Origin of the sequence: Neorhizobium sp. T7_12 (assembly GCF_002968535.1) — a bacterium.
In the GTDB taxonomy this organism is placed as follows: Bacteria; Pseudomonadota; Alphaproteobacteria; order Rhizobiales; family Rhizobiaceae; genus Neorhizobium; species Neorhizobium tomejilense.
In genome coordinates this window covers 125,594-143,495 of sequence record NZ_PVBK01000011.1, presented here as the reverse complement: position 1 = coordinate 143,495, position 17,902 = coordinate 125,594, and the positions used below count along the sequence as shown (strand labels likewise).

Annotated in this window: 19 protein-coding genes; 7 read left to right on the top strand and 12 right to left on the bottom strand. The window is 58.9% G+C overall.

Annotation, left to right across the window (positions count from 1 at the left end):
• Positions 1-323 precede the first annotated feature (323 nt).
• Positions 324-578, top strand: coding sequence for a plasmid stabilization protein (locus C5J26_RS21965; RefSeq protein ID WP_105403759.1), 255 nt, complete (start codon positions 324-326; stop codon positions 576-578).
• Positions 575-994 (top strand): type II toxin-antitoxin system VapC family toxin, encoded by a 420-nt coding sequence (locus C5J26_RS21960; RefSeq protein WP_105403708.1) that lies wholly within the window; start codon positions 575-577, stop codon positions 992-994. Before C5J26_RS21965 ends, C5J26_RS21960 begins: the two co-directional genes overlap by 4 nt.
• 316 nt (positions 995-1,310) lie before the next feature.
• Here C5J26_RS21960 and C5J26_RS21955 read toward each other — a convergent pair whose 3' ends face one another.
• The 9 genes from C5J26_RS21955 to C5J26_RS21915 all read right to left on the bottom strand — a co-directional run bounded on the left by C5J26_RS21955 (position 1,311) and on the right by C5J26_RS21915 (position 11,412).
• The gene (locus C5J26_RS21955) at positions 1,311-1,913 is read right to left on the bottom strand and encodes a hypothetical protein (protein ID WP_105403707.1); all 603 of its coding nucleotides are present in this window, start codon (positions 1,911-1,913) and stop codon (positions 1,311-1,313) included.
• Between the two features lie 358 nt (positions 1,914-2,271).
• On the bottom strand, positions 2,272-3,327 hold the full coding sequence (locus C5J26_RS21950; protein ID WP_105403706.1) for a siderophore-interacting protein: 1,056 nt from the start codon (positions 3,325-3,327) through the stop codon (positions 2,272-2,274).
• A gap of 8 nt (positions 3,328-3,335) precedes the next feature.
• Positions 3,336-4,121, bottom strand: coding sequence for an ABC transporter ATP-binding protein (locus tag C5J26_RS21945; protein WP_105403705.1), 786 nt, complete (start codon positions 4,119-4,121; stop codon positions 3,336-3,338).
• Positions 4,121-5,092 carry an iron chelate uptake ABC transporter family permease subunit gene (locus C5J26_RS21940; RefSeq protein WP_245437550.1) on the bottom strand — a complete coding sequence of 324 codons (972 nt, stop codon included), beginning with the start codon at positions 5,090-5,092 and terminating at the stop codon, positions 4,121-4,123. The genes C5J26_RS21945 and C5J26_RS21940 overlap by 1 nt, the downstream gene beginning before the upstream one ends.
• A gap of 74 nt (positions 5,093-5,166) precedes the next feature.
• Positions 5,167-6,156 (bottom strand): iron ABC transporter permease, encoded by a 990-nt coding sequence (locus tag C5J26_RS21935; protein ID WP_105403703.1) that lies wholly within the window; start codon positions 6,154-6,156, stop codon positions 5,167-5,169.
• Positions 6,153-7,130, bottom strand: coding sequence for an iron-siderophore ABC transporter substrate-binding protein (locus C5J26_RS21930; RefSeq protein ID WP_172723933.1), 978 nt, complete (start codon positions 7,128-7,130; stop codon positions 6,153-6,155). The genes C5J26_RS21935 and C5J26_RS21930 overlap by 4 nt, the downstream gene beginning before the upstream one ends.
• 58 nt (positions 7,131-7,188) lie before the next feature.
• Positions 7,189-9,681 (bottom strand): TonB-dependent siderophore receptor, encoded by a 2,493-nt coding sequence (locus C5J26_RS21925; protein ID WP_105403701.1) that lies wholly within the window; start codon positions 9,679-9,681, stop codon positions 7,189-7,191.
• Between the two features lie 117 nt (positions 9,682-9,798).
• Positions 9,799-10,737 carry a FecR family protein gene (locus tag C5J26_RS21920; RefSeq protein WP_105403700.1) on the bottom strand — a complete coding sequence of 313 codons (939 nt, stop codon included), beginning with the start codon at positions 10,735-10,737 and terminating at the stop codon, positions 9,799-9,801.
• A gap of 105 nt (positions 10,738-10,842) precedes the next feature.
• On the bottom strand, positions 10,843-11,412 hold the full coding sequence (locus tag C5J26_RS21915; RefSeq protein WP_172723932.1) for an RNA polymerase sigma factor: 570 nt from the start codon (positions 11,410-11,412) through the stop codon (positions 10,843-10,845).
• A gap of 553 nt (positions 11,413-11,965) precedes the next feature.
• Here C5J26_RS21915 and C5J26_RS33325 point away from each other — a divergent pair.
• Both C5J26_RS33325 and C5J26_RS33320 read left to right on the top strand, forming a co-directional pair.
• Positions 11,966-12,148, top strand: coding sequence for a hypothetical protein (locus C5J26_RS33325; protein WP_105403698.1), 183 nt, complete (start codon positions 11,966-11,968; stop codon positions 12,146-12,148).
• Positions 12,149-12,186: 38 nt separating this feature from the next.
• Positions 12,187-12,483, top strand: a complete 297-nt coding sequence (locus C5J26_RS33320; protein WP_105403697.1) for a hypothetical protein — start codon at positions 12,187-12,189, stop codon at positions 12,481-12,483.
• Between the two features lie 430 nt (positions 12,484-12,913).
• Here the strand turns inward: C5J26_RS33320 and C5J26_RS21900 are convergent, their stop codons facing one another.
• Together C5J26_RS21900 and C5J26_RS21895 are read right to left on the bottom strand one after the other, a co-directional pair.
• Positions 12,914-13,498 carry an N-acetyltransferase gene (locus C5J26_RS21900; protein WP_105403696.1) on the bottom strand — a complete coding sequence of 195 codons (585 nt, stop codon included), beginning with the start codon at positions 13,496-13,498 and terminating at the stop codon, positions 12,914-12,916.
• Between the two features lie 396 nt (positions 13,499-13,894).
• Positions 13,895-14,809 (bottom strand): LysR family transcriptional regulator, encoded by a 915-nt coding sequence (locus C5J26_RS21895; protein WP_105403695.1) that lies wholly within the window; start codon positions 14,807-14,809, stop codon positions 13,895-13,897.
• 109 nt (positions 14,810-14,918) lie between these two features.
• On the opposite strand from C5J26_RS21895, the gene C5J26_RS21890 reads away from it, so the two are divergent.
• From C5J26_RS21890 to C5J26_RS21880, 3 genes are read left to right on the top strand one after another with little or no spacing between them, the layout of a single operon-like run.
• On the top strand, positions 14,919-15,641 hold the full coding sequence (locus C5J26_RS21890) for an SDR family oxidoreductase (protein WP_105403694.1): 723 nt from the start codon (positions 14,919-14,921) through the stop codon (positions 15,639-15,641).
• 38 nt (positions 15,642-15,679) lie between these two features.
• Positions 15,680-16,162 (top strand): carboxymuconolactone decarboxylase family protein, encoded by a 483-nt coding sequence (locus C5J26_RS21885; protein WP_105403693.1) that lies wholly within the window; start codon positions 15,680-15,682, stop codon positions 16,160-16,162.
• Positions 16,159-16,527 carry an Atu4866 domain-containing protein gene (locus C5J26_RS21880; protein ID WP_105403692.1) on the top strand — a complete coding sequence of 123 codons (369 nt, stop codon included), beginning with the start codon at positions 16,159-16,161 and terminating at the stop codon, positions 16,525-16,527. Before C5J26_RS21885 ends, C5J26_RS21880 begins: the two co-directional genes overlap by 4 nt.
• A 355-nt stretch (positions 16,528-16,882) precedes the next feature.
• Here C5J26_RS21880 and C5J26_RS21875 read toward each other — a convergent pair whose 3' ends face one another.
• Positions 16,883-17,848, bottom strand: coding sequence for an AraC family transcriptional regulator (locus tag C5J26_RS21875; RefSeq protein ID WP_105403691.1), 966 nt, complete (start codon positions 17,846-17,848; stop codon positions 16,883-16,885).
• Positions 17,849-17,902: the final 54 nt, after the last annotated feature.

The window sequence follows — 17,902 nt, the reverse complement described above, 5'->3', positions numbered from 1 at the left end:
AATCTTTGCATGCGAAGGGGCCGGTGTGGGCCAAACCGAGACCTTAGCTCTCGACTGCATGGTCCGCTATCGCCGGCCAAACCCCGGTAAGGTGCCGGTCCGCTTGCTGCCCCAAATCCGCCCTTTACGTCCCGCCGCGCTGATGTCCGCTGCTGGGAATTTGGGACGGGGTTCTACTTAACAACGACGTCATTGGTCGTATCCGTTCAAGGCGGGATATCTAAACTGACGGGATGTTCGTCCTCGTTAATGAACGTCTTGAAAAGTTGGGTCATTTCTGTATATTTGATATCAAGGCCATCATTTTTACGGAGGTGATATCAATGCCGGCAGTCACCATTCGAAACCTTTCTGACGAAACACATCGTGCTCTGCGCGTTCGAGCCGCTCATCATGGCCGGAGCACCGAGGCCGAGATCCGCGACATTCTTGAAGCCGCTGTCCGTCCTCCCGAACGTATAAAGCTCGGTTCCTTGCTGTCTGCCATTGGTCGCGACGCCGGGCTTTCCGACGGCGACGTTGAAGCCATAGAGAAAACTCGCGACAAGACACCTGCTCAACCGATGACCTTCGAATGATCCTGCTGGACACCAACGTTATATCCGAGCCTTGGAAACCGGTACCTGATGAGGCAGTAACCGCCTGGTTGGACGCCCAAGCTATCGAAACGCTTTTCCTATCCGCGATAACGATTGCTGAACTTCGCTTCGGGATCGCTGCTATGCCTTCGGGGAAACGGCAAACTATCCTTCGCGACCGCCTTGAGGGCGAAGTGCTGCCCCACTTTTCCAAGCGCATCCTGTCCTTCGACCTGGCTGCTTCTCAGTCTTATTCCGGACTGATGGCACGCGCTCGGGTATCTGGGAGAGCGATTGGCACGGCTGATGGCTACATTGCAGCCACAGCGGCAGCAAACGGCCTCGCGATCGCCACTCGTGATACCAGCCCTTTCGAGGCTGCTGGGCTGAAAGTTATTAATCCCTGGTCCAGATAACTACGTGTGCATGTAGGTGCCGTGAGTTCGGATCCCTCAAGACCTTGGGCCGCCTGATTATCTGGTCCGAAGTTCTCGCTCCCGATATGTATCGTGCCGTAGGATTCCGCCGCCATGAAGGTTGCGGATTCAGAACTGCAGTGAGCGCGTTCCTGCTCCATGCCAATTCGCGGGCTCGTGAAACCTATCCTGGAGAGGTCAGCGCGAACTTCACCGACCCGGCCCCTCCGACCGCAGGTCACCAGGTCATAATCTGCCTGCGGCTTGCTGCTTTCATGAAGGCTTCGACCAAATTGTGAGAGCTCAGGAGGCGCTCCTAGCGCGGAGGGCTGATGGCATCTCGGATCCTATGGAACATTGGCATGACATCATTGAAACTCGCCTTGGTGGTAGCGCAGGTAACGGTTGTGCGTCCTTTGGGGGTTTCGAGCATGGACATCATCAGCCGAACGTTCGCGTGGTCAGGACCGGTTTTAGGAACGCCGATGAACTCGACTCCGGAAATGCCATCGATCTCGAAAGCGCTGGCGGTCTCCAGCTCGATGCTAGCCGAGAGCGATCTGCGGGCCTGTTCGCTCCATTTCTCATCAAGGATCATCGCGTTGATCTGAGGCTGAGTGAAACCGACGTTCTGGGGATCGGAGCGAAACGTAACCCCGCAGAGATAGCTTGATGTTCCGACTGGCGGCGGTTGCCCGGAAGCGGGGTCGATCCCGAAAAGGACATCATATACCGGGTCCTTTGCAGAGTCGCGCTTGATGACGAATCCACTGCCGAGATTGATCTTCAGTCCGCTGACGGGATCTTCCATTCCGTGTGCTGGGAGAGAGATGCAGATAGCGGCCATGAACGCCGATCGACGCAACAGGTTTGTCAGGATGCGGATGAATCGAATGCCAAACGTCATGTTGAAAACCATGTGGTAGTACCTTTCCATCAACGTCAGTGCTGTTTGACACGCACCTTGACCGTGTGTTGATTTTCAGCACGATTTGATCGGTTTTTCCACTTCGCCGTGATCCACTCAGGGCGAATAAAGATAGTTGGACACAATTCCCTACGTCGGATTTGGTGGGGTAACAGGAAATGAAAAAACGGATCAGATGATGGTCGAACATGGAGGTGTTCTATCGCGGCCTTTACCTGCAAAGCCGGATCATATGATGCCAGCGTTGATGAACTTTGAGCGTATTATTGGCACAAGGCGGGGCGCGCATTTGAACCGCCGCACCTTGCTTGCAGTGGGAGTGCTTGGAATGCCGTCCTGCCAATGCAGGTTATGACCAGTAGGCCGCAATGTGGAGATCAGGCGGGCGGCGAGATTGGATGATGGAGAGGTTCCTGAAGTCGTCGGCCATATCTTTCCCAGCAGCGAACCAAACACAGACATTTGGCAGATCGTGGGGCAACCGCGGGAGGGCTGCCATTACGGCAGACCAATCGCCGATCGCATCCACGCAAAGCCTCGTCAGGCTGACGCCCGCCGGAGTTGGAATGGGATATTCGGCGGATCCGGGCACGGTTTCGAGAAGAAAAACAGAGCCCGTTATGTCCACTGCCTGTGCTTCCAATAACCTTGCGATTGCGGGAAATGCTGCCTCGTCACCTACGATCAGCCATTGGGGGCGTTGGATCAGCTTTCCTCGGCCAAGCCCCATGATACCAACGACATCATCCGCGGGAGCGGTCTCAGCCCACTTGCCGGTGCGGCCGCCGAGGTGCCTAAACACATCAAACTCGATCCAGCTCGCGTCCGGATCTGCGTTCCGGACTGTGTAGACGGGGCGATGCAGCGCGCCGTCTCCTGTCGGCCATACGGTCCGGCCGTTATTGCCAATATAGGGCCAGGCCGGCGGCCCGCTGCATGGTGGCTGTATAAGCCGAAAGTGGATGCCATCCCCAGTGAAGGGCTGGAGGTCGCGACCCGACAGCCGCACACGCAGGAAAGCCGACCCAATAGGGTTGACCGAGACGACCTTGCAGAGACGGAAACCCGGCGGCGATACACCGGCACCGTCTACTGTTTTCCAGCACAGAACACGGGCTATTTCCGGCGCGACCTCTAGCAGATGCTCCCCGATCTCGTCGCGCAGCAGCTGGAGGGTATCGCTCTGTGCAGCCGTTACCGTCATTTCGAGACCATCGGATGCTGCGCATACGAGGATTTCGCCAAGGTCCGTGCGGCAACCAACACAGCCATTTTCCTCAACAATGGGCAGACCTTGCTGTTGTGCCTCACGTAGAATGATCGACTTTACGATCTCGAACCCGATGCCCGGAAATACCGCATGCGCGATGAAAGGATGTGGATTCCGCTCCATGACCGACATCATTTGCCCTTTCACCGAGGAATCACGTGCGGACAACCATGCAGCGGATCGGGTATGACGAGACAATCCAACCCAAAAATCTGCCGCATCGTCGCCTCCGTGATCACATCGCCCGGCGCGCCCTCGCGATGTATTTTCCCATCCTTGAGTGCAAATACATGATCGGCGAAACGTGCGGCCAGATTGATGTCGTGGAGAACCATGACGACCGTTTTGGCACTCTCCCGATTCAGCTTTCGCACCAGATCCAGAAGCTCGATCTGGTGGGGCAGATCCAGAAACGTTGTCGGCTCGTCGAGCAAGAGGATTGGTGCGTCCTGCGCCAATATCATTGCGATGAAGGCTCGTTGGCGCTGTCCGCCGGACAGTTCCGACAGGGGCCGAAGTGAATACGCCTCTACACCGGCCAGCGCCAGGGCTCGCTCGACCGCCAGAGCATCTCCGCGGGACCATTGTGACAAAGGTGACTGCCATGGAGTTCTGCCCCGCGCGACCAGATCGAATACGCGTAGATATTCCGGGACGGTCGAATTTTGCGGCAGGATCGCCAGCTGCCTTGCAACCTGTTTCGACTTCTGGCGATCGATGGGGTCTCCTTCAAGCAACACCTCCCCCTCATCCGGCCGCAAAAGCCGGGCGAGGCAACGCAGCAATGTTGACTTCCCGCAGGCGTTGGGACCGATGACGACACTGATCTTTCCTCTTGGCACAGCAAGACCGATGTCGTCGAGCACAGTGCCGACCGGCCGCGTCAGTGTCAGGCCTCCAGCTGACAGTGGAAAGGTGGCGGTTTTCATCAAATCACTCCCTTGCGGATTTCGAGGGTAAGTTGCCACATCAATAGCGGGGCTCCGATCATCGCAGTGAAGACCCCGGTCGGAAGATCGGCCCCAATAGGGAGAGAACGGCAGACAAGATCGGCAAGGACCGTCAGGCACGCCCCGACCGCCGCGGCTCCCAAAAGCGGCGAGCCGTTGCCCGCACCGGATGCAGCTGAAAGCCTGCGGGCGATTGGATTGGCTGCGAAGGCGACGAACGGCAGGGGCCCGGCTACACCGACGGCGCATGCGGTGAGGCCAACTGACAGAAAGAGGATTTTCAATCGGGTTGTCGAGACGTTGAGCCCTAGACCTGTGGCAATGTCATCGCCTAGTGCCAGGCTCTTCAGTGCAAATCCCTGCCATAGCGCGAACGGCCCAAGTATGATCAATGCGCCAAAGATCAGGACTACGTCACCCCATTCCGGACTGGGAAACGCGCCGACGAGCCATTTCATGATGTCTGCGGCGGTCAAGGGATCTAGCCGCGCCATCATGATATCGACGAGAGCCATGAGGAAGAGGCTCAGCGCCAAACCTGTAATCACGAGACGCGCTGACGACAGCCCCTTGTTCCAGGCGAGCGCGAGAACGAACGCTGCGGACAACACGCCGCCAACCATGGCTCCTGGCAAGACCCAAAAACTGCTTCCGGTCAGCATAACGGTGAAAAGCGCTCCGGTGGCAGCGCCGGAACTAAATCCGACGATGTCTGGAGAAGCCAACGGATTGCGCAACATGTCCTGGATCAGTGCGCCGGCGACGCCAAAAGCTGCGCCAGCCCCGATCCCGACGAGAAGGCGCGGCAGACGATGATACCAAATGACGATATCGGGGGTTTCATCCCCTTGCTGAAAGAGAATGGTCGATATTTCCGCCGTGGTCAGCGGATAGTTTCCAAAGTACAGAGCAAGCCCGGAGACAGACATGAGGATTGCAAGCGTCAGCACGGTCAAGACAAGCGTCTGCGGGTTAACCCTCCCGGAAAACGCAAAGCATCGCCACGTCACAGCAGTTGGCCTTCTCATACGCCTACCCGTCCTCTCCGGATTGCAAGGATCAGAGCCGGTGCGCCGATCACGGCGACCATCACCCCCGCCTGCATGCCCGTGCCGGCAAACAGCAGACGTCCAGCGATATCGGCAGCCAGGAGGATGGTGGCGCCCAGAAGAGCCGACACCAATAGCCGAATACGCTCGTCCCCGGCGACCAGCCCCATGGCAAGATGTGGCGCGATCAGTCCGACAAAGCCGATAGGGCCTGCCAGCGTGACAACGGCCGAGCAGAGACAAACGGCGGCGGCAAGTCCAAGCAGGTAGGCGAGCTGAATATCGACGCCAAGCGACCTGGCGTGATCCTCGCCGAGCACATAGGCGTTCAGCATCAATCCGGCAGCCACCGCGAGGACGAGGCCTACGGCGAACAGTGGCGACAACGTCCCGATGGCTGCCATGGATATCCCGTCAAGCCCGCCCATGACCCAGAAACGATAGGTGTCGAGCGCTTGCTGGCTCAGCAAAAGGAAGCCACGCACAATCGCCAGGAAGAACGCGCTGACGGCAGCACCCGCGAGAAGCAGACGTATGGGGTGCGGCCTGCTGCCCGCAAAGACTCCAAGCGCCAGAACAGCCAAGGCACCCGAGGTTGCGCCCGCCATGGCGGCCACCGATCTTGCCAATGTTATTGCATCGCCGGCAACGGCAATGAAGATCACCACACCGAAAGCCGCTCCGGCATTGATTCCAAGCAGCCCAGGGTCTGCCAACGGGTTTCGGGTAACTGTCTGCATGACGGAGCCAGCCGCTCCGAGGGCCGCGCCGCACAATAAGGCTGCCACCAGCCGCGGTATTCGCAACGACCACACGACAATATCTTCGGGCCGATTAAAATCTCTGGCAACGAGTGCATTCCACAGCTCGTTAAACGTAATAGGCCGAGGGCCGAGTGAGAGTGTCAGACCGAACAATATCAGGAAAATGGGCAACGCGAGGAGTAACAGCGGCCGGCTCTTCATGGGTTTTGGCCCCCGGCGCTAGCAGCGTTTGAGGGCGAAGTACTTGCCAGCACCTTCTCAAGCTCCGGAACGAGGCTCGAAAGCGCATAGTCGAGGCTGAGCGGACTGGAATGTGAAAGCGCGGCAGAAAGCAGGACGTCAGCATGGACCTCACGCCCAGTCCTGACAGCACGGAGAAAGGGATAAAGCGGCTGGCTTGCGAACTCAGGGCGCCCTTTTCCGGAATTCAGCCAGATCAGTACGTCAGTGTCGATCGGGGTCAGATCTTCAGGAGACAAGCGCACATAGAAACTCCGCCCCACCGCCAGCGCATCGACCGCGTCTGGCGTTCTGAAGCCAAGGGCGGCAAGGAAGCGACTTCTGACATCGCGCGACGTGAAGGTTTCGGGCCCTCGTATAGACGCCATCACCGCTGTCTTCGTATGCCAATCGGGGTGTGCCGCCCGAACGGCCGCGAACTTCCCCTCCAGTCGATCAATAATCTCCTTTGCGGCCGTTTCGCGAGCCGTCGCGTAACCGAAAACTCTGGTCATCTCCTGCCAGCGCATGTCGTAATCCCCGCCGTCGGCCGCCGGTGGCAAGGTGGGCGCTATTCTCGACAGGAATCGGTATTCGGCTTCGGTCATGCCTGACCACATGCCCTCAATGAGGTCAGGGTGCAGCGCAGCGATTCGTTCGAGATCGATCTGACCACTCAAGACAACCGGGACTTCGTCTCCGAGAGCTTTCTCTGCCCAAGGCCAGACGCCCTTTGGGTTGTTTCCGTACCAGTAGCGCAAGCCTGCCGGTTTGATCCCCAATGCCAGCGCGAAGTCGTGCCCGATGTAGCTGAGTGTGACCACTCGAACCGGCTTTGTCGTCACGACCGTAGACCCGTAGCGATGCTCGATCGTGCGCGGGAAGTCTTCCGCACACGCGCTGCTCGCGGTCAATAACAGCGTCGACAGGACTATCAATCTTCTCAAAACCTGCATCGGGTGCCCCGAATAATCTGACACCCAGAGGTGCCTTCGCTTCGCTGGATGCATTGGTTCAGAATTTGCGCGACGCGGTGAACGTCACCCGTCGCCCCTCGTTGTAGGTGCAGCTACCGGCATAGTCCGCCAGTGGGCCTACCGCCGTAGCGAATGTGGCGGCATTGCATTCGGCCTCGTATTTCTTGTCGGCGAGGTTGCGCGCGGCCAGAACGAGGCTCCAGCCGTCCCGCTGATAGCTGATCGATGCATCGAGAAGGTTAGCGGAGCTGATATGATAGGCGTTGGTGGCATCCGAAAAATATGAGCCGACATGCCGTATCCCGATCCCAAGACTGAGACCTTCAAGCGCAGGCGCCTGCACATCATGTTTGACCCAGGCGGAGGCCGAATGGACAGGCGCCCTCGCGGGCCTCTTGCCCTGGAGCGTCGGATCCTTCGTCACCTCGGCATCCACATACGTGTAGGAGCCGAGAACCGTGAAGCCGTGGCTAAGCTCAAGAAGCGCGTCGACGTCGACACCCATTGAGCGAACCTTGCCTGCCTGGATCTTTGTTATTCCAGTCAAGTCGGTCGGGTCGTTATAAGTGGCGTTCAGCTTTGTTGTGTCGAACAGGGCCACGTTAAAGTGACCGCGGTCTTCCGGCAGCTTGTAACGCAGGCCGATTTCGTAGGCACGTGACGTCTCCATGTCGAGGGCCGCGCCACTTGCCGTGATGCCGGCGGGGGGAACGTTGAAGGAGTAGGCAGCGTTGCCATAGACGGTCCATGCATCATCGAAATTCCAGGCAATGCCGAAACTGCCGGACGTCACCTGACCTTCGGATGTGATCTTTCCGGCACTCGTTTCTGTTGAGCTCGTGACCCAATCATGCCGGATGCCGCCACTGAAAACGAGGTTGTCGAACTCACTCCGGCTCGTCAGATACACACCCGTCTGATCTATGTCATTGTTCAAAACGGCAGGCAGATGGGTGGGAAGCCCGGACAGGAAGTTTGTCAGATCACCCGTGAAGAGATTCAGCTCTCCCAGATATCCCTGGGCATAATCCACATCGGAACGGGCAAGGTAATGATCGAAGCCTGCCACAATAGTGCCGCTCAAGTCTCCGGACTCGAATTCGTAAGATAAATTGTTATCGAAACTCGCCTGGTAGGCCTTCTGGTCTAGATCGAACTTGCTGAGCAACGCGGTGTCAACCGAACTCGGATCTGCTCCAGGTACACCAAACAGTGCAGGCAGCGAGACGAAAGCGGCCGGAACCGCGGTTCGCATCCGCCAGTCGTTTTGCGCATATCGCGCTTTGCTATGGAAGGTGATGCCCGTTTCGAACTCATGCTCGAACTCATAGCCGACGGTGGTCTGCCTGGTTTTGACGGAGTTGTGGTCTGCAAGTCCGGTGTAGGTATCCGGCGAGAAATGCCCAAGCGGGTTGTGGCGCCGCGATCCGTATTCCGGCACAACCGACCAGCTGTCTCCGACATGGTCCTTTTGAATTTCTGCGAAAAGAGTGAGGCTGGTTGTGTCTTCCGGCTTCCACGTCAACGAAGGCGCCACGTAGAAACGTCCCCGATCGACTTCGTCATAATTTGTGCCTGATCGGTTGGCCACACCGACGAAGCGATAGGCGAAATCATCGCCGATCGGGCCAGTGCTGTCGATGCCGGCCTCCATTCCTCCATAGCTGGAAAGACGGCCAAAGACCGTATTGCCTGGCTCGAAGCTCGGACGTTTGGTCACGGCATTGACCAGGCCCCCCGGCTCGTTGGACCCATAAAGATCGGAGGTCGGCCCCCGGAGAATATCGAGGCGCTCCAACCCGAAAGGTTCGGTCCGCCATGCCGCCCAGCCGAATGTGCGCAACGGCATGCCATCTCGATAGGTACCGACATTCTGGGTTTCAAAACCGCGGATCACGTACTGGTCGTAGCGATCATCGTTACCGTAGAGTCCGGTGGCGACACCTGGCGAATAGGCGATTGCTTCTTCGAGATCGGATACCCCCCGGTCGATCATCTGTCGCTGTGTCACGACGTTTACCGAACGTGGTGTCTTCTGAATATCGGCGGAGATACGGGTGGCCGTGGTGCTGGAATCCAAATTGTAGGAATCCTCACTCGACTGGCCGCCGCTTAGAATGATGGGCTGAAGGACGGTCGCGTCGTCAGAGCCAAACGCGCCGCTTGCCGTCTCCGATGGGCCGATAATCGTCACGCTGTTTCTGCTGGTGAACCGCCAGGTTAGTCCAGTCCCCGACAACAGCTTGGCGATCACTTCCGGCGCTGCGCCTTCTCCCCGGAAGCCATCTGTCCGCAACGATCGTGTGGCCGCAGCATCGTAGATAAGTTGCAAACCCGCCACGTCTGCAAAGCGGTTTAATGCCTGGGGCAGGGGCCCGGCTGCGATTTCATACCGCACCGTCACGGCTCGCTCCTGAGCAGCGGCGATGCCGACGAAAGGAACCGTGACAACCGGCAAAAATACCGTCGTCGCAAGAAATACCGCCAGCCTGCGCGTGGAGCGGTGAGACGCCGCAAAGTGAGAATTCATGTAGACCCCCTGGACACATCTCTGACCGCTGACAACAGGCAATCAGATGATTTCGCGGTCTAAGACGTTTGCCCAGAGAAAAACCGGAGTAAGGAAATCAAGATATTTCAAAAAAATTCAGCGATGGATCAAGATCACGAGACTTCCCAGCCGTGTGTCATTGAATCCAAAGGATTTTTCCAGCGCCTCGATGATCTTGACGATGTCGCTTGTCTCAAACACGCCGCTGACCCGTCGCGCTCTGATGGACCCATCGACAATCCTTATCACTCCCTTATGATAGCGGTTGAGTTCGTCGATAACCTCGCCCAGCGGCCGGTCGACGAAGATCAGCTTTCTCCGTCTCCATGCCGTTTCGGATGCAGCATCCACTTTCTCGATGGAGCCAAGATGGCCATCTTCGTAACGGACACGTTCATCCGGGCCGAGTTCGACGGATGCTCCGGCAGGCTTGCCCGAAACGGCAACATGGCTTTCGATTACCGTCACGACACCGCCGCGGTCATCGTTTCGAACACCATATACGGTGCCGAGCGCAGTTGCCTCGCCTCCCTCGGACTCCACAATGAAAGGTCGGTGCGGATCGGAAATCACGGTGAAGACAGCCTCACCCTTCTTAAGGTGGATTCTGCGTTCACCAGAAGAGTAGGCAATTGTAATAGCCGTGCCGCTGTTCATTTCGGCTGTTGAGCCGTCCGGCAAAGCCAGGACCTGGAATTCGCCAATTGCCGTATAGCCATCGGCAAACAATGTCGATGGAACGTCGAGGACGTAAATGCCAAGGCCAAGGAGACAGAGAAACGTGAAGCCGGCCGCGATCGGTCGCAGGAAGTCACGCGCAGGCGGAGGCGGCGTTAGAAAGGCCGGGGTTAGCTGAGCCGCTCCAAGGTCCCGCCAAGTGCCGGCAATTTCTGAATAAGCGTCGCGGTGTTGATCTGAGGCCGCAAGCCAAGAACGGAATGCCACCTCATCCTCTACCGAGAGAGGGCCGCCATCGCGCCGAAAGAACCATTCGGCCGCCTGTTCCAGCATATCCTTGTCGTTGAGATCCGTCATGAACAACGGTTAGCCTTGTAACGTCCAGAGACAATGAGACAATGAGTTAGTCCAACCAAAACAGAAGACGTTCTGGAGGAGCCAAGCCCCAGGTCGGGTGCAAATTTAGTCATTTGCCTTTACGCGCCGAGCGCAGTGGACCGTTGCCGCTGCCAGGTGCTTCTCCACAGCACTGGTGCTGATCCTCATCCGATTGGCGATTTCGGCGTGGGACAACCCTTCGAAGCGCCGAAGAACGAAGCACTCGCGGCATCGCGGCGGAAGTTCAGCAACGGCCTGTGCGAGAACTGCCAGTCGCTGCCGGCCGATGACCTCCCGCTCCGCATCCGGCCGATCATCGGCAGCATCCAGGGTGCCAGCGTCGATGAAACTTCTCTGGAGGCGCACTCGATGGCGATGGTGATCAGTAACGAGATTCGAGAGTATGCGGTAGAGATAGGCCCGTGGATTGAACGGCAGGTCGTTGCCAGTCGTCACCAGCCGTAGACAAGCCTCTTGGACAAGTTCGTCCGCCACCGCATCGTCGCCAACCCTCCGTCGCGCATAGCGTCGGAGCTCTCCGTAGCATCGTTCGATGACACCCGCGAGGAACCGCTGGGGATCATTGCCGTCCGAGAGCACCGAATCCGTCATTTCCTGAACTGCCTGTACCACCGAAATATGGCCGATGCTCAACCTTCGCCATTCATTAGAGCGAATAGGTAGGCGTTTCAAGGCCACGCTTCTTCGAACATCACTGTCGAGCCTGGCATCGCCTCCAGGGGCTAAACGGGGCGAGGGCCAGATACCAGAGAGCCGCAAGAACTCCCCGATTTCCATCTCGAATCTTGAACATCCGCCTCGGCTAGGGACGTTCAGCGGAATGTTGCCTCGGAAAAGGCTCGGCGTCCCGAATAGCGGGGAATGCTACTCCCTCACCAGAGCGCGCGGTTAGGGGTATCGAGTTTTTAGACCCAAGGCATCTGAACGCTGGGAGGTTGCTCGTTTCCGCCAAGCGAAAACGGGTTTATGCTTTTACATAGACCAGGGCGGTGGTAATTCATGACCTAAGACAGCATTCTGACGGCGTTAGCTCAGGTAGTCTTGGCCGGTCTCACGCGGGTGAAGCCACTTGAACCTCTCGACAATCCGCAAAGCGAGCGGCTCCGCCGTCATGATTTACAAGACCTGGTGGCGATGGCCAACGACGAAAATTTGGCCACATTCAACAACCCTGAGGCAGAGAAGCATGGTAGCAGCGTACATTGACGAATTCATCATGTTTTGCGCTGGCCTTTGGATGACGGGGGTCGGATTTGGTTATCTGTCGCTATCAAGCAATCCGGCCCGTCGGCCGTCGGTCGTTCGTCATTTCAAGTGGATGGGTCCGCTGCTGCTCGTTATTGCGATCATTCTAGCCGCCGCCTCATGAGCCATACAGACGCAACGTCGCCAGGTGCAAGTGATGCAATGAACGGTATTTTGGCCTGCGTGTCGTGCGGACGGGCTGACACAGAATCCGTTGTCCGTTTCGGATCGTACATTCTCCGATGCGCCGCTTGCGGCGAAACTGTCGTCACAACATCCTTCATCGCCGTGCTCGACACCGATCATCAATGCTCTGCCTTTTTCGACGCCGGTCCCGGACAACACCCTCAGCCGAAAGCGCTCGTCGCGCGGGGACCGCTCCGGCTGATTGCGACGACAATCAATGCCGCTGCAAGCGATGGAACTTTGGTCCGCCTGATTTTCGAGCGAACGGGCTGATCGATCGTGGAGACGGGCGCGGCTTGAGGTCACTGAGGATGTCATTGGGCCGGCACTTTCCGCATTCCCTGGTTTTGTCCCGTCGAGGCTAGTTGCCGAAGCGCCACCAGGACGGCAAGATCAACATCAACTTCGTTGGAACAGCTTCGCCTCCCATGTTCAATCCCAAGGAGAGTTTAGGTTCGAGTCCCTTCAAGGCGAAGAAGCCGGTCCGCACAGTGCTTAATTCCAAACTGCGGTTAACGCTAAACGGGTAGCTTGGCGCATTTTGTCGATTGTCGAAGCTACATGGCCCGAAATCTAGAAGGAGACATAGGCCAAAACCCGACTAGGCGCCGCCGGCGAACGTTCTCGCTGGTTCGTCCCATCTTCGTTTCGCGGCTGTGCCGCGCGCTCGGCGCCCTTACAAACTATCTGATCGAACTGAAGCTCAACGCGGCCGCCTCAGCATCGGGACGAGGGTCGGCGATGAACCGACCTGGATCGCGCCGAGCGGTTCGAAGCCGTGGCGTCGGTAGAATGGAATGTTACGCGGGTTCGAGGATTCCAAATAGGCTGGCGCGTGGTCTTGATCGCACCGTGCGAGCGCGTATGCCATCAAGGCGTCGCCGTGACCTTCGCCTTGATGCGCCGGGTCGACGCCGATCAGGGGCAGGTACCAATGTGGGTCGGTCGGGTGGTACGCGGCCATCTGTTCGAATATGGCCGTGGTTTCGGGGGCAAGAGAGCGTGCAACCGTGCTCTCGAGCACCGCACCAAGCCCTTCCTCGTCGGAATGGACCCCGGGCGATAGCCACAGCGCCGTCCCGACGTAGACGTCGGTGCAAAAGGCGCTTCCGTTAGAGAACGCGCTGCTCCCGAACGCCCGGATCATTCGCGGCATGGCCGCAAGGTACTGGTGTGCCTGCGGCCAGGTCCATCGCGCCATAGGATCCGCTGCAAACGCCAGCATGACCGTTTCGACCGCCAGATCTTCCTCGGCCGCGGCCATAACTCTCACTGTTGGAGATTTCATACTGCCCTCCTGACGTAGGTGGTACGACGCAGCGACCGCGTCCGTTCTTAGCTACGCATCGTAACGCGGATGGCGTGGGAACGATACCGGTTGCTGCTAGCTCAGCGGTTGGGTCACGTCACTTTTGGCGGCCATTTCAAGGACCGGACGTTGACGCCGAATGATGTCTCCAATCAAATGGCGCGCACGGAGCTATCATAGGCGGAAGAATATGAGCCGTCCTTCGGAGTACGTGTCCGAACGGCGATGAGCGTTGAAGCGTGCCAAGGTGAACGCTCTTGAAACAGAGCGTTAAGTGTCGGGGGTTTCGCTGATGATGGGTGGGAGATGTCGAGGCTGCACCTGGGGTGCTTCCGAAAAATTCGCGGTATCTGTCTGTTGAAAGCCCCCTGATGGCTATAAACCACGTTCAGCCGCCACTGGGCGAAAACCGCGCACATGCGCCACCAGCGCCCTCAGTTTCGGCGCCATGTTGCGGCGGCTCGGATAGTAGAGATAGAAGCCCGGAAAACGCGGGCAAAATTCTTCCAGGATCGGCACCAACTCCCCGCGCGCAAACGCCGGCCGAAAACTGTCCTCCATGCCAAAGCTGATCCCGGCGCCCGCGATTGCAAGGTTGATCATCAGCGCCATATCGGTGGTCGTAGTCGTGTCCGCCACCGCCACCGAGAACTCTCGGCCATCCTCCGCGAATTCCCAGCGATAGGGCGCAACGCTCGCCGCCCGACGCCAGCCGATGCAGCGGCGGCCTGCAAGTTCGCTCGGATTGAGCGGCCTGCCGAACCGTTCGAGATAGCCCGGCGAGGCCACGGCCAGCTGGCGCTGCTCGCCGGAGACCGCCACGGCGATCATGTCCTGGGCGATTACTTCCCCCAGCCTGACACCCGCATCATATCCTTCCGCGACAATATCGAATTCGTCGTCGGTCACGGTGACGTGCAGTTTCACGTCCGGGTTTTCTTCCAGAAAGGACGCCAGAAGCGGGCCGGACAGGAAGCTGTCGGCAATCGACGAGACCGCGAGCATCAGCCTTCCGCGCGGACGTCCGCGAAGGTTCGAGGCCGCTTCGATAGCGCCCTGCATCTCGACAAGCGCTGGCGCCGCGTCGGTATAAAGGCGTTCCCCGGCTTCCGTCAGCGCCACGCTGCGGGTGGTGCGGCTCACGAGTGCGATACCGAGCGTCTCCTCCAGCCTGCGGATCGTCTGGCTCACCGCCGAGCGGGTGACGCCCATCCGGTCGGCGGCGGCGCGAAAGCTCTTTTCCTCGGCAACGAGAGCGAAGACGGCAAGCGCGTTGAAGTCTGTCAACATTGGTTAGCTGTCCTTACCGCCGCATGAATAAATGGGAGGCTTATCGCGACAATGCCTGAGGCTTATCTTCCTGGCAACCGCAATGAAGCGGAGTCGAGAGGAATAAGTTATGGACAAGGTTGTTCTCATTACGGGCGCTTCCAGTGGCATCGGTGTCGGCATTGCCCACGAACTGGCAAAGGCCGGCGCGACCGTTGTGCTCGGTGCCCGCCGCACCGACCGGTTGGAAGCCGTCGCCGAGGAAATCCGCGCTGCCGGCGGCAAGGTCATGACCCGCAAGCTTGACGTCACCGATCGCGCCGATATCGCCGCCTTCGCCCAGGCTGCGCGAAAAGAATTCGGCCGCGTCGACGTCATCGTCAACAATGCCGGGGTCATGCCGCTCTCGCCGATGGCCTCGCTAAAGATCGACGAATGGGACACGATGGTCGACGTCAACATCAAGGGCGTGCTCTACGGCATCGCGGCCGTCCTGCCCGAGATGAACGAACGAGGTTCGGGCCAGATTATCAACATCGCCTCCGTCGGCGCGCTCACCGTCTCCCCGACAGCAGCCGTCTATTGCGCCACCAAATACGCCGTCCGGGCGATTTCCGATGGCCTGCGCCAGGAAAACGACAAGTTGCGCGTCACCTGCATCCATCCGGGGGTTGTCGAAAGCGAGCTTGCCAGCACGATCACCGATCCAGCCGCGATCGAGGGCATGAAGACATACCGCGCCATCGCGCTCACGCCCGATGCTATCGGTCGCGCCGTCCGCTTCGCGATCGAGCAGCCGGAGGATGTCGACGTCAACGAGATTGTCGTGCGCCCGACCAGGGCCGCGTTTTGATCGCAACGCCAGCAAACAACCAGTAAAGGGAGGCTTCCATGCTCCAGCAGATCCGATCCCATGTCGCAGCGGCGGGCGCCGCAGCCGCCCTTAGCTTCGCACCGGAAGCAGCTTTCGCGCAGACTGCCGACGAGCGGCGGGAGCGCGGGGCGGCGGTAATCCGCAGCCTGAACAATGGCATGACGCAGCCGACACTTGAAGGCATGCGGCGAGAATTTCGGTTTCTTGCCGAAGCGACCGAAGCCTATGCGCTGGGCGAGGTGTGGTCGCGCTCTGGTCTCGACAATCGAACGCGCCAGCTCGCTGCAGTCGCCGTCTTCGCCGCAATCGGCGAGACGGCCGTTATGAGGGTTCATGCCGGCTATGCGCTCAACATCGGCGTGTCGGAGGAAGAGCTTAAGGAGGTCATCTACATGGTGACCGTGCCGGCAGGCTTTCCCAAGGCAATCGCTGCCTCCCAGGTCCTGTCGCAGCTCCTCGAGGAGCGGCGCAACACGGAAAGCAAGGAAGCGAAACCATGAGCAATCCCCTCCGGATCATTCTTGCCATCATCATCGCCATCGCCGCGTCCCCCGGCGTGGTGGCTCATATTGCCAAGGCAGAGGACACCATGCCCACTCAACCCAGCGACCGGGCACAGCCACGGAACCATCGCTATCTCGGCATGTGGGTCACCGGCGACGGCCGCATCCGCCAGGAACTGCTCGACACCGGCCGTTACGACGAGGCCCGCGGCAATCGCCGCAGCGCCTACCAGGGCCGCTACGTCGTGACCGGCAATCACATCGACTACTGGGATGACACCGGCTTCACCGCCGACGGCAAGTTCGTCGACCGCGATACGTTGCATCACGGCGGGATGATCTTTTACAGGGAGAAGCCTTAGCTCTGCCCCCTCCCTTTCAGTGACGTGGTCCGCTCCCCAACCACCAAAGGAGGGCTTCCTCGACGAGACTTGGCCGAGCGCGGTTTGGGCAACGATGAGCTGGGACGAGGGCGCCAGTGCTAAATGGCAGGAAGCAATTACCCGGTATCCCGGCGCCAATTACGAGCCCGCCAGTCCCATCCCCGAAGCTCAGCCGACGAAGCGGAAGACCTCGGAATTGGAGCCGTATCCGCCAGATCGGGGAAGCCAGAGGCAATAGGAAAGCTACGACGGCTCCCGGAACGCGTTATGGCTTCTAACGGCAGCAGGGATAACAGCCATAGTACGAGAGACCGGCCCGGGAGTACAATTCGATTCAGCCGCGAAGCCTTCTGTGGGTATCGCGGCCGGTCTGGGGAGCCTCAAGCGGAAGCCTCGTCTTACGTTTGTTCAGATAGTCCCTTGGCGTGCAGCCCATCACGCGCTTGAACGCGCTGGTGAAGGCGCTCTCGGATGAATAGCCGAGCGCGGGGGCGATCACTGAAACCGATCGTCCAACCTCCAGTTCCTCGCCGGCTAGAAGCATCCTCCAGCGGGTCAGGTACTCCAAAGGTGTTTCACCGGCCGCTTCCCTGAACCGCTGCGCGAAGACCGATCGCGACATTCCGGCCTCTGCAGCAAGTCCCTGCAAGGTCCAGCGCATCGCAGGATTGGCATGCATTGCCGATATCGCCGCGCATAGACGGGCGTCAGTCAGTGCTGCAAACCAGCCGGGCTCATGAACACCTTCCAGCAGATGCAGGCGCAGCGCTTGAACCAGCATCATGTGGGCCAGCTGCTGCGCAATCAACGCGCCGCCAGGCTGACCATCGCGAAGTTCCTCACGCATCCTCGCCACTGACCAGCGCAATGTCGCCTGATCCACATCCTTTCGAATATGCACAATCGGTGGCATCATCTTCAGAAGCATGCCTGCATGCCGTCCCGCCACCGTAAAGCGGCTCCCCACGAGGAGCAGGTCACCGCCATCATTCAGCGTGACTGTGCCGCCCGGCAGGGCGGGAGGGAATACGGCCTTCGAATCCATCGGCGAGAGCGTCAAATCGCTGGTAAGGCGGAACGGACGTCCACTTGGAAGGACAAAGCAATCGCCAGCTTCGAGCCTGACCGGTTCACCGATTCCATCTAACGCCAGCCAACATCCGCCCGTCTCGACGGCGTAGCATTTGATGACGTCGTCCTTGAGCGCAAAATGAAGCGACCACTCGCCGCCGGCCCTGAAACCGGACGACACATAGCTGCGGGTTCTGAGCAGCGACAAGACTTCAGAAAGTGGATCCATAGGATTTCCGGACGATCGCGACGATGTTGCGGACTGTAGGGCATGGATCGTGCT

Bases quoted from the DNA above. Each gene is read 5' to 3' on its own strand.
- C5J26_RS21965 (WP_105403759.1), top strand. From the start codon at position 324: ATGCCGGCAGTCACCATTCGAAACCTTTCTGACGAAACACATCGTGCT.
- C5J26_RS21960 (WP_105403708.1), top strand. From the start codon at position 575: ATGATCCTGCTGGACACCAACGTTATATCCGAGCCTTGGAAACCGGTA.
- C5J26_RS21955 (WP_105403707.1), bottom strand. From the start codon at position 1,913: ATGGTTTTCAACATGACGTTTGGCATTCGATTCATCCGCATCCTGACA.
- C5J26_RS21950 (WP_105403706.1), bottom strand. From the start codon at position 3,327: ATGATGTCGGTCATGGAGCGGAATCCACATCCTTTCATCGCGCATGCG.
- C5J26_RS21945 (WP_105403705.1), bottom strand. From the start codon at position 4,121: ATGAAAACCGCCACCTTTCCACTGTCAGCTGGAGGCCTGACACTGACG.
- C5J26_RS21935 (WP_105403703.1), bottom strand. From the start codon at position 6,156: ATGAAGAGCCGGCCGCTGTTACTCCTCGCGTTGCCCATTTTCCTGATA.
- C5J26_RS21930 (WP_172723933.1), bottom strand. From the start codon at position 7,130: ATGCAGGTTTTGAGAAGATTGATAGTCCTGTCGACGCTGTTATTGACC.
- C5J26_RS21925 (WP_105403701.1), bottom strand. From the start codon at position 9,681: ATGAATTCTCACTTTGCGGCGTCTCACCGCTCCACGCGCAGGCTGGCG.
- C5J26_RS21920 (WP_105403700.1), bottom strand. From the start codon at position 10,737: ATGACGGATCTCAACGACAAGGATATGCTGGAACAGGCGGCCGAATGG.
- C5J26_RS33325 (WP_105403698.1), top strand. From the start codon at position 11,966: ATGGTAGCAGCGTACATTGACGAATTCATCATGTTTTGCGCTGGCCTT.
- C5J26_RS33320 (WP_105403697.1), top strand. From the start codon at position 12,187: ATGAACGGTATTTTGGCCTGCGTGTCGTGCGGACGGGCTGACACAGAA.
- C5J26_RS21900 (WP_105403696.1), bottom strand. From the start codon at position 13,498: ATGAAATCTCCAACAGTGAGAGTTATGGCCGCGGCCGAGGAAGATCTG.
- C5J26_RS21895 (WP_105403695.1), bottom strand. From the start codon at position 14,809: ATGTTGACAGACTTCAACGCGCTTGCCGTCTTCGCTCTCGTTGCCGAG.
- C5J26_RS21890 (WP_105403694.1), top strand. From the start codon at position 14,919: ATGGACAAGGTTGTTCTCATTACGGGCGCTTCCAGTGGCATCGGTGTC.
- C5J26_RS21885 (WP_105403693.1), top strand. From the start codon at position 15,680: ATGCTCCAGCAGATCCGATCCCATGTCGCAGCGGCGGGCGCCGCAGCC.
- C5J26_RS21880 (WP_105403692.1), top strand. From the start codon at position 16,159: ATGAGCAATCCCCTCCGGATCATTCTTGCCATCATCATCGCCATCGCC.
- C5J26_RS21875 (WP_105403691.1), bottom strand. From the start codon at position 17,848: ATGGATCCACTTTCTGAAGTCTTGTCGCTGCTCAGAACCCGCAGCTAT.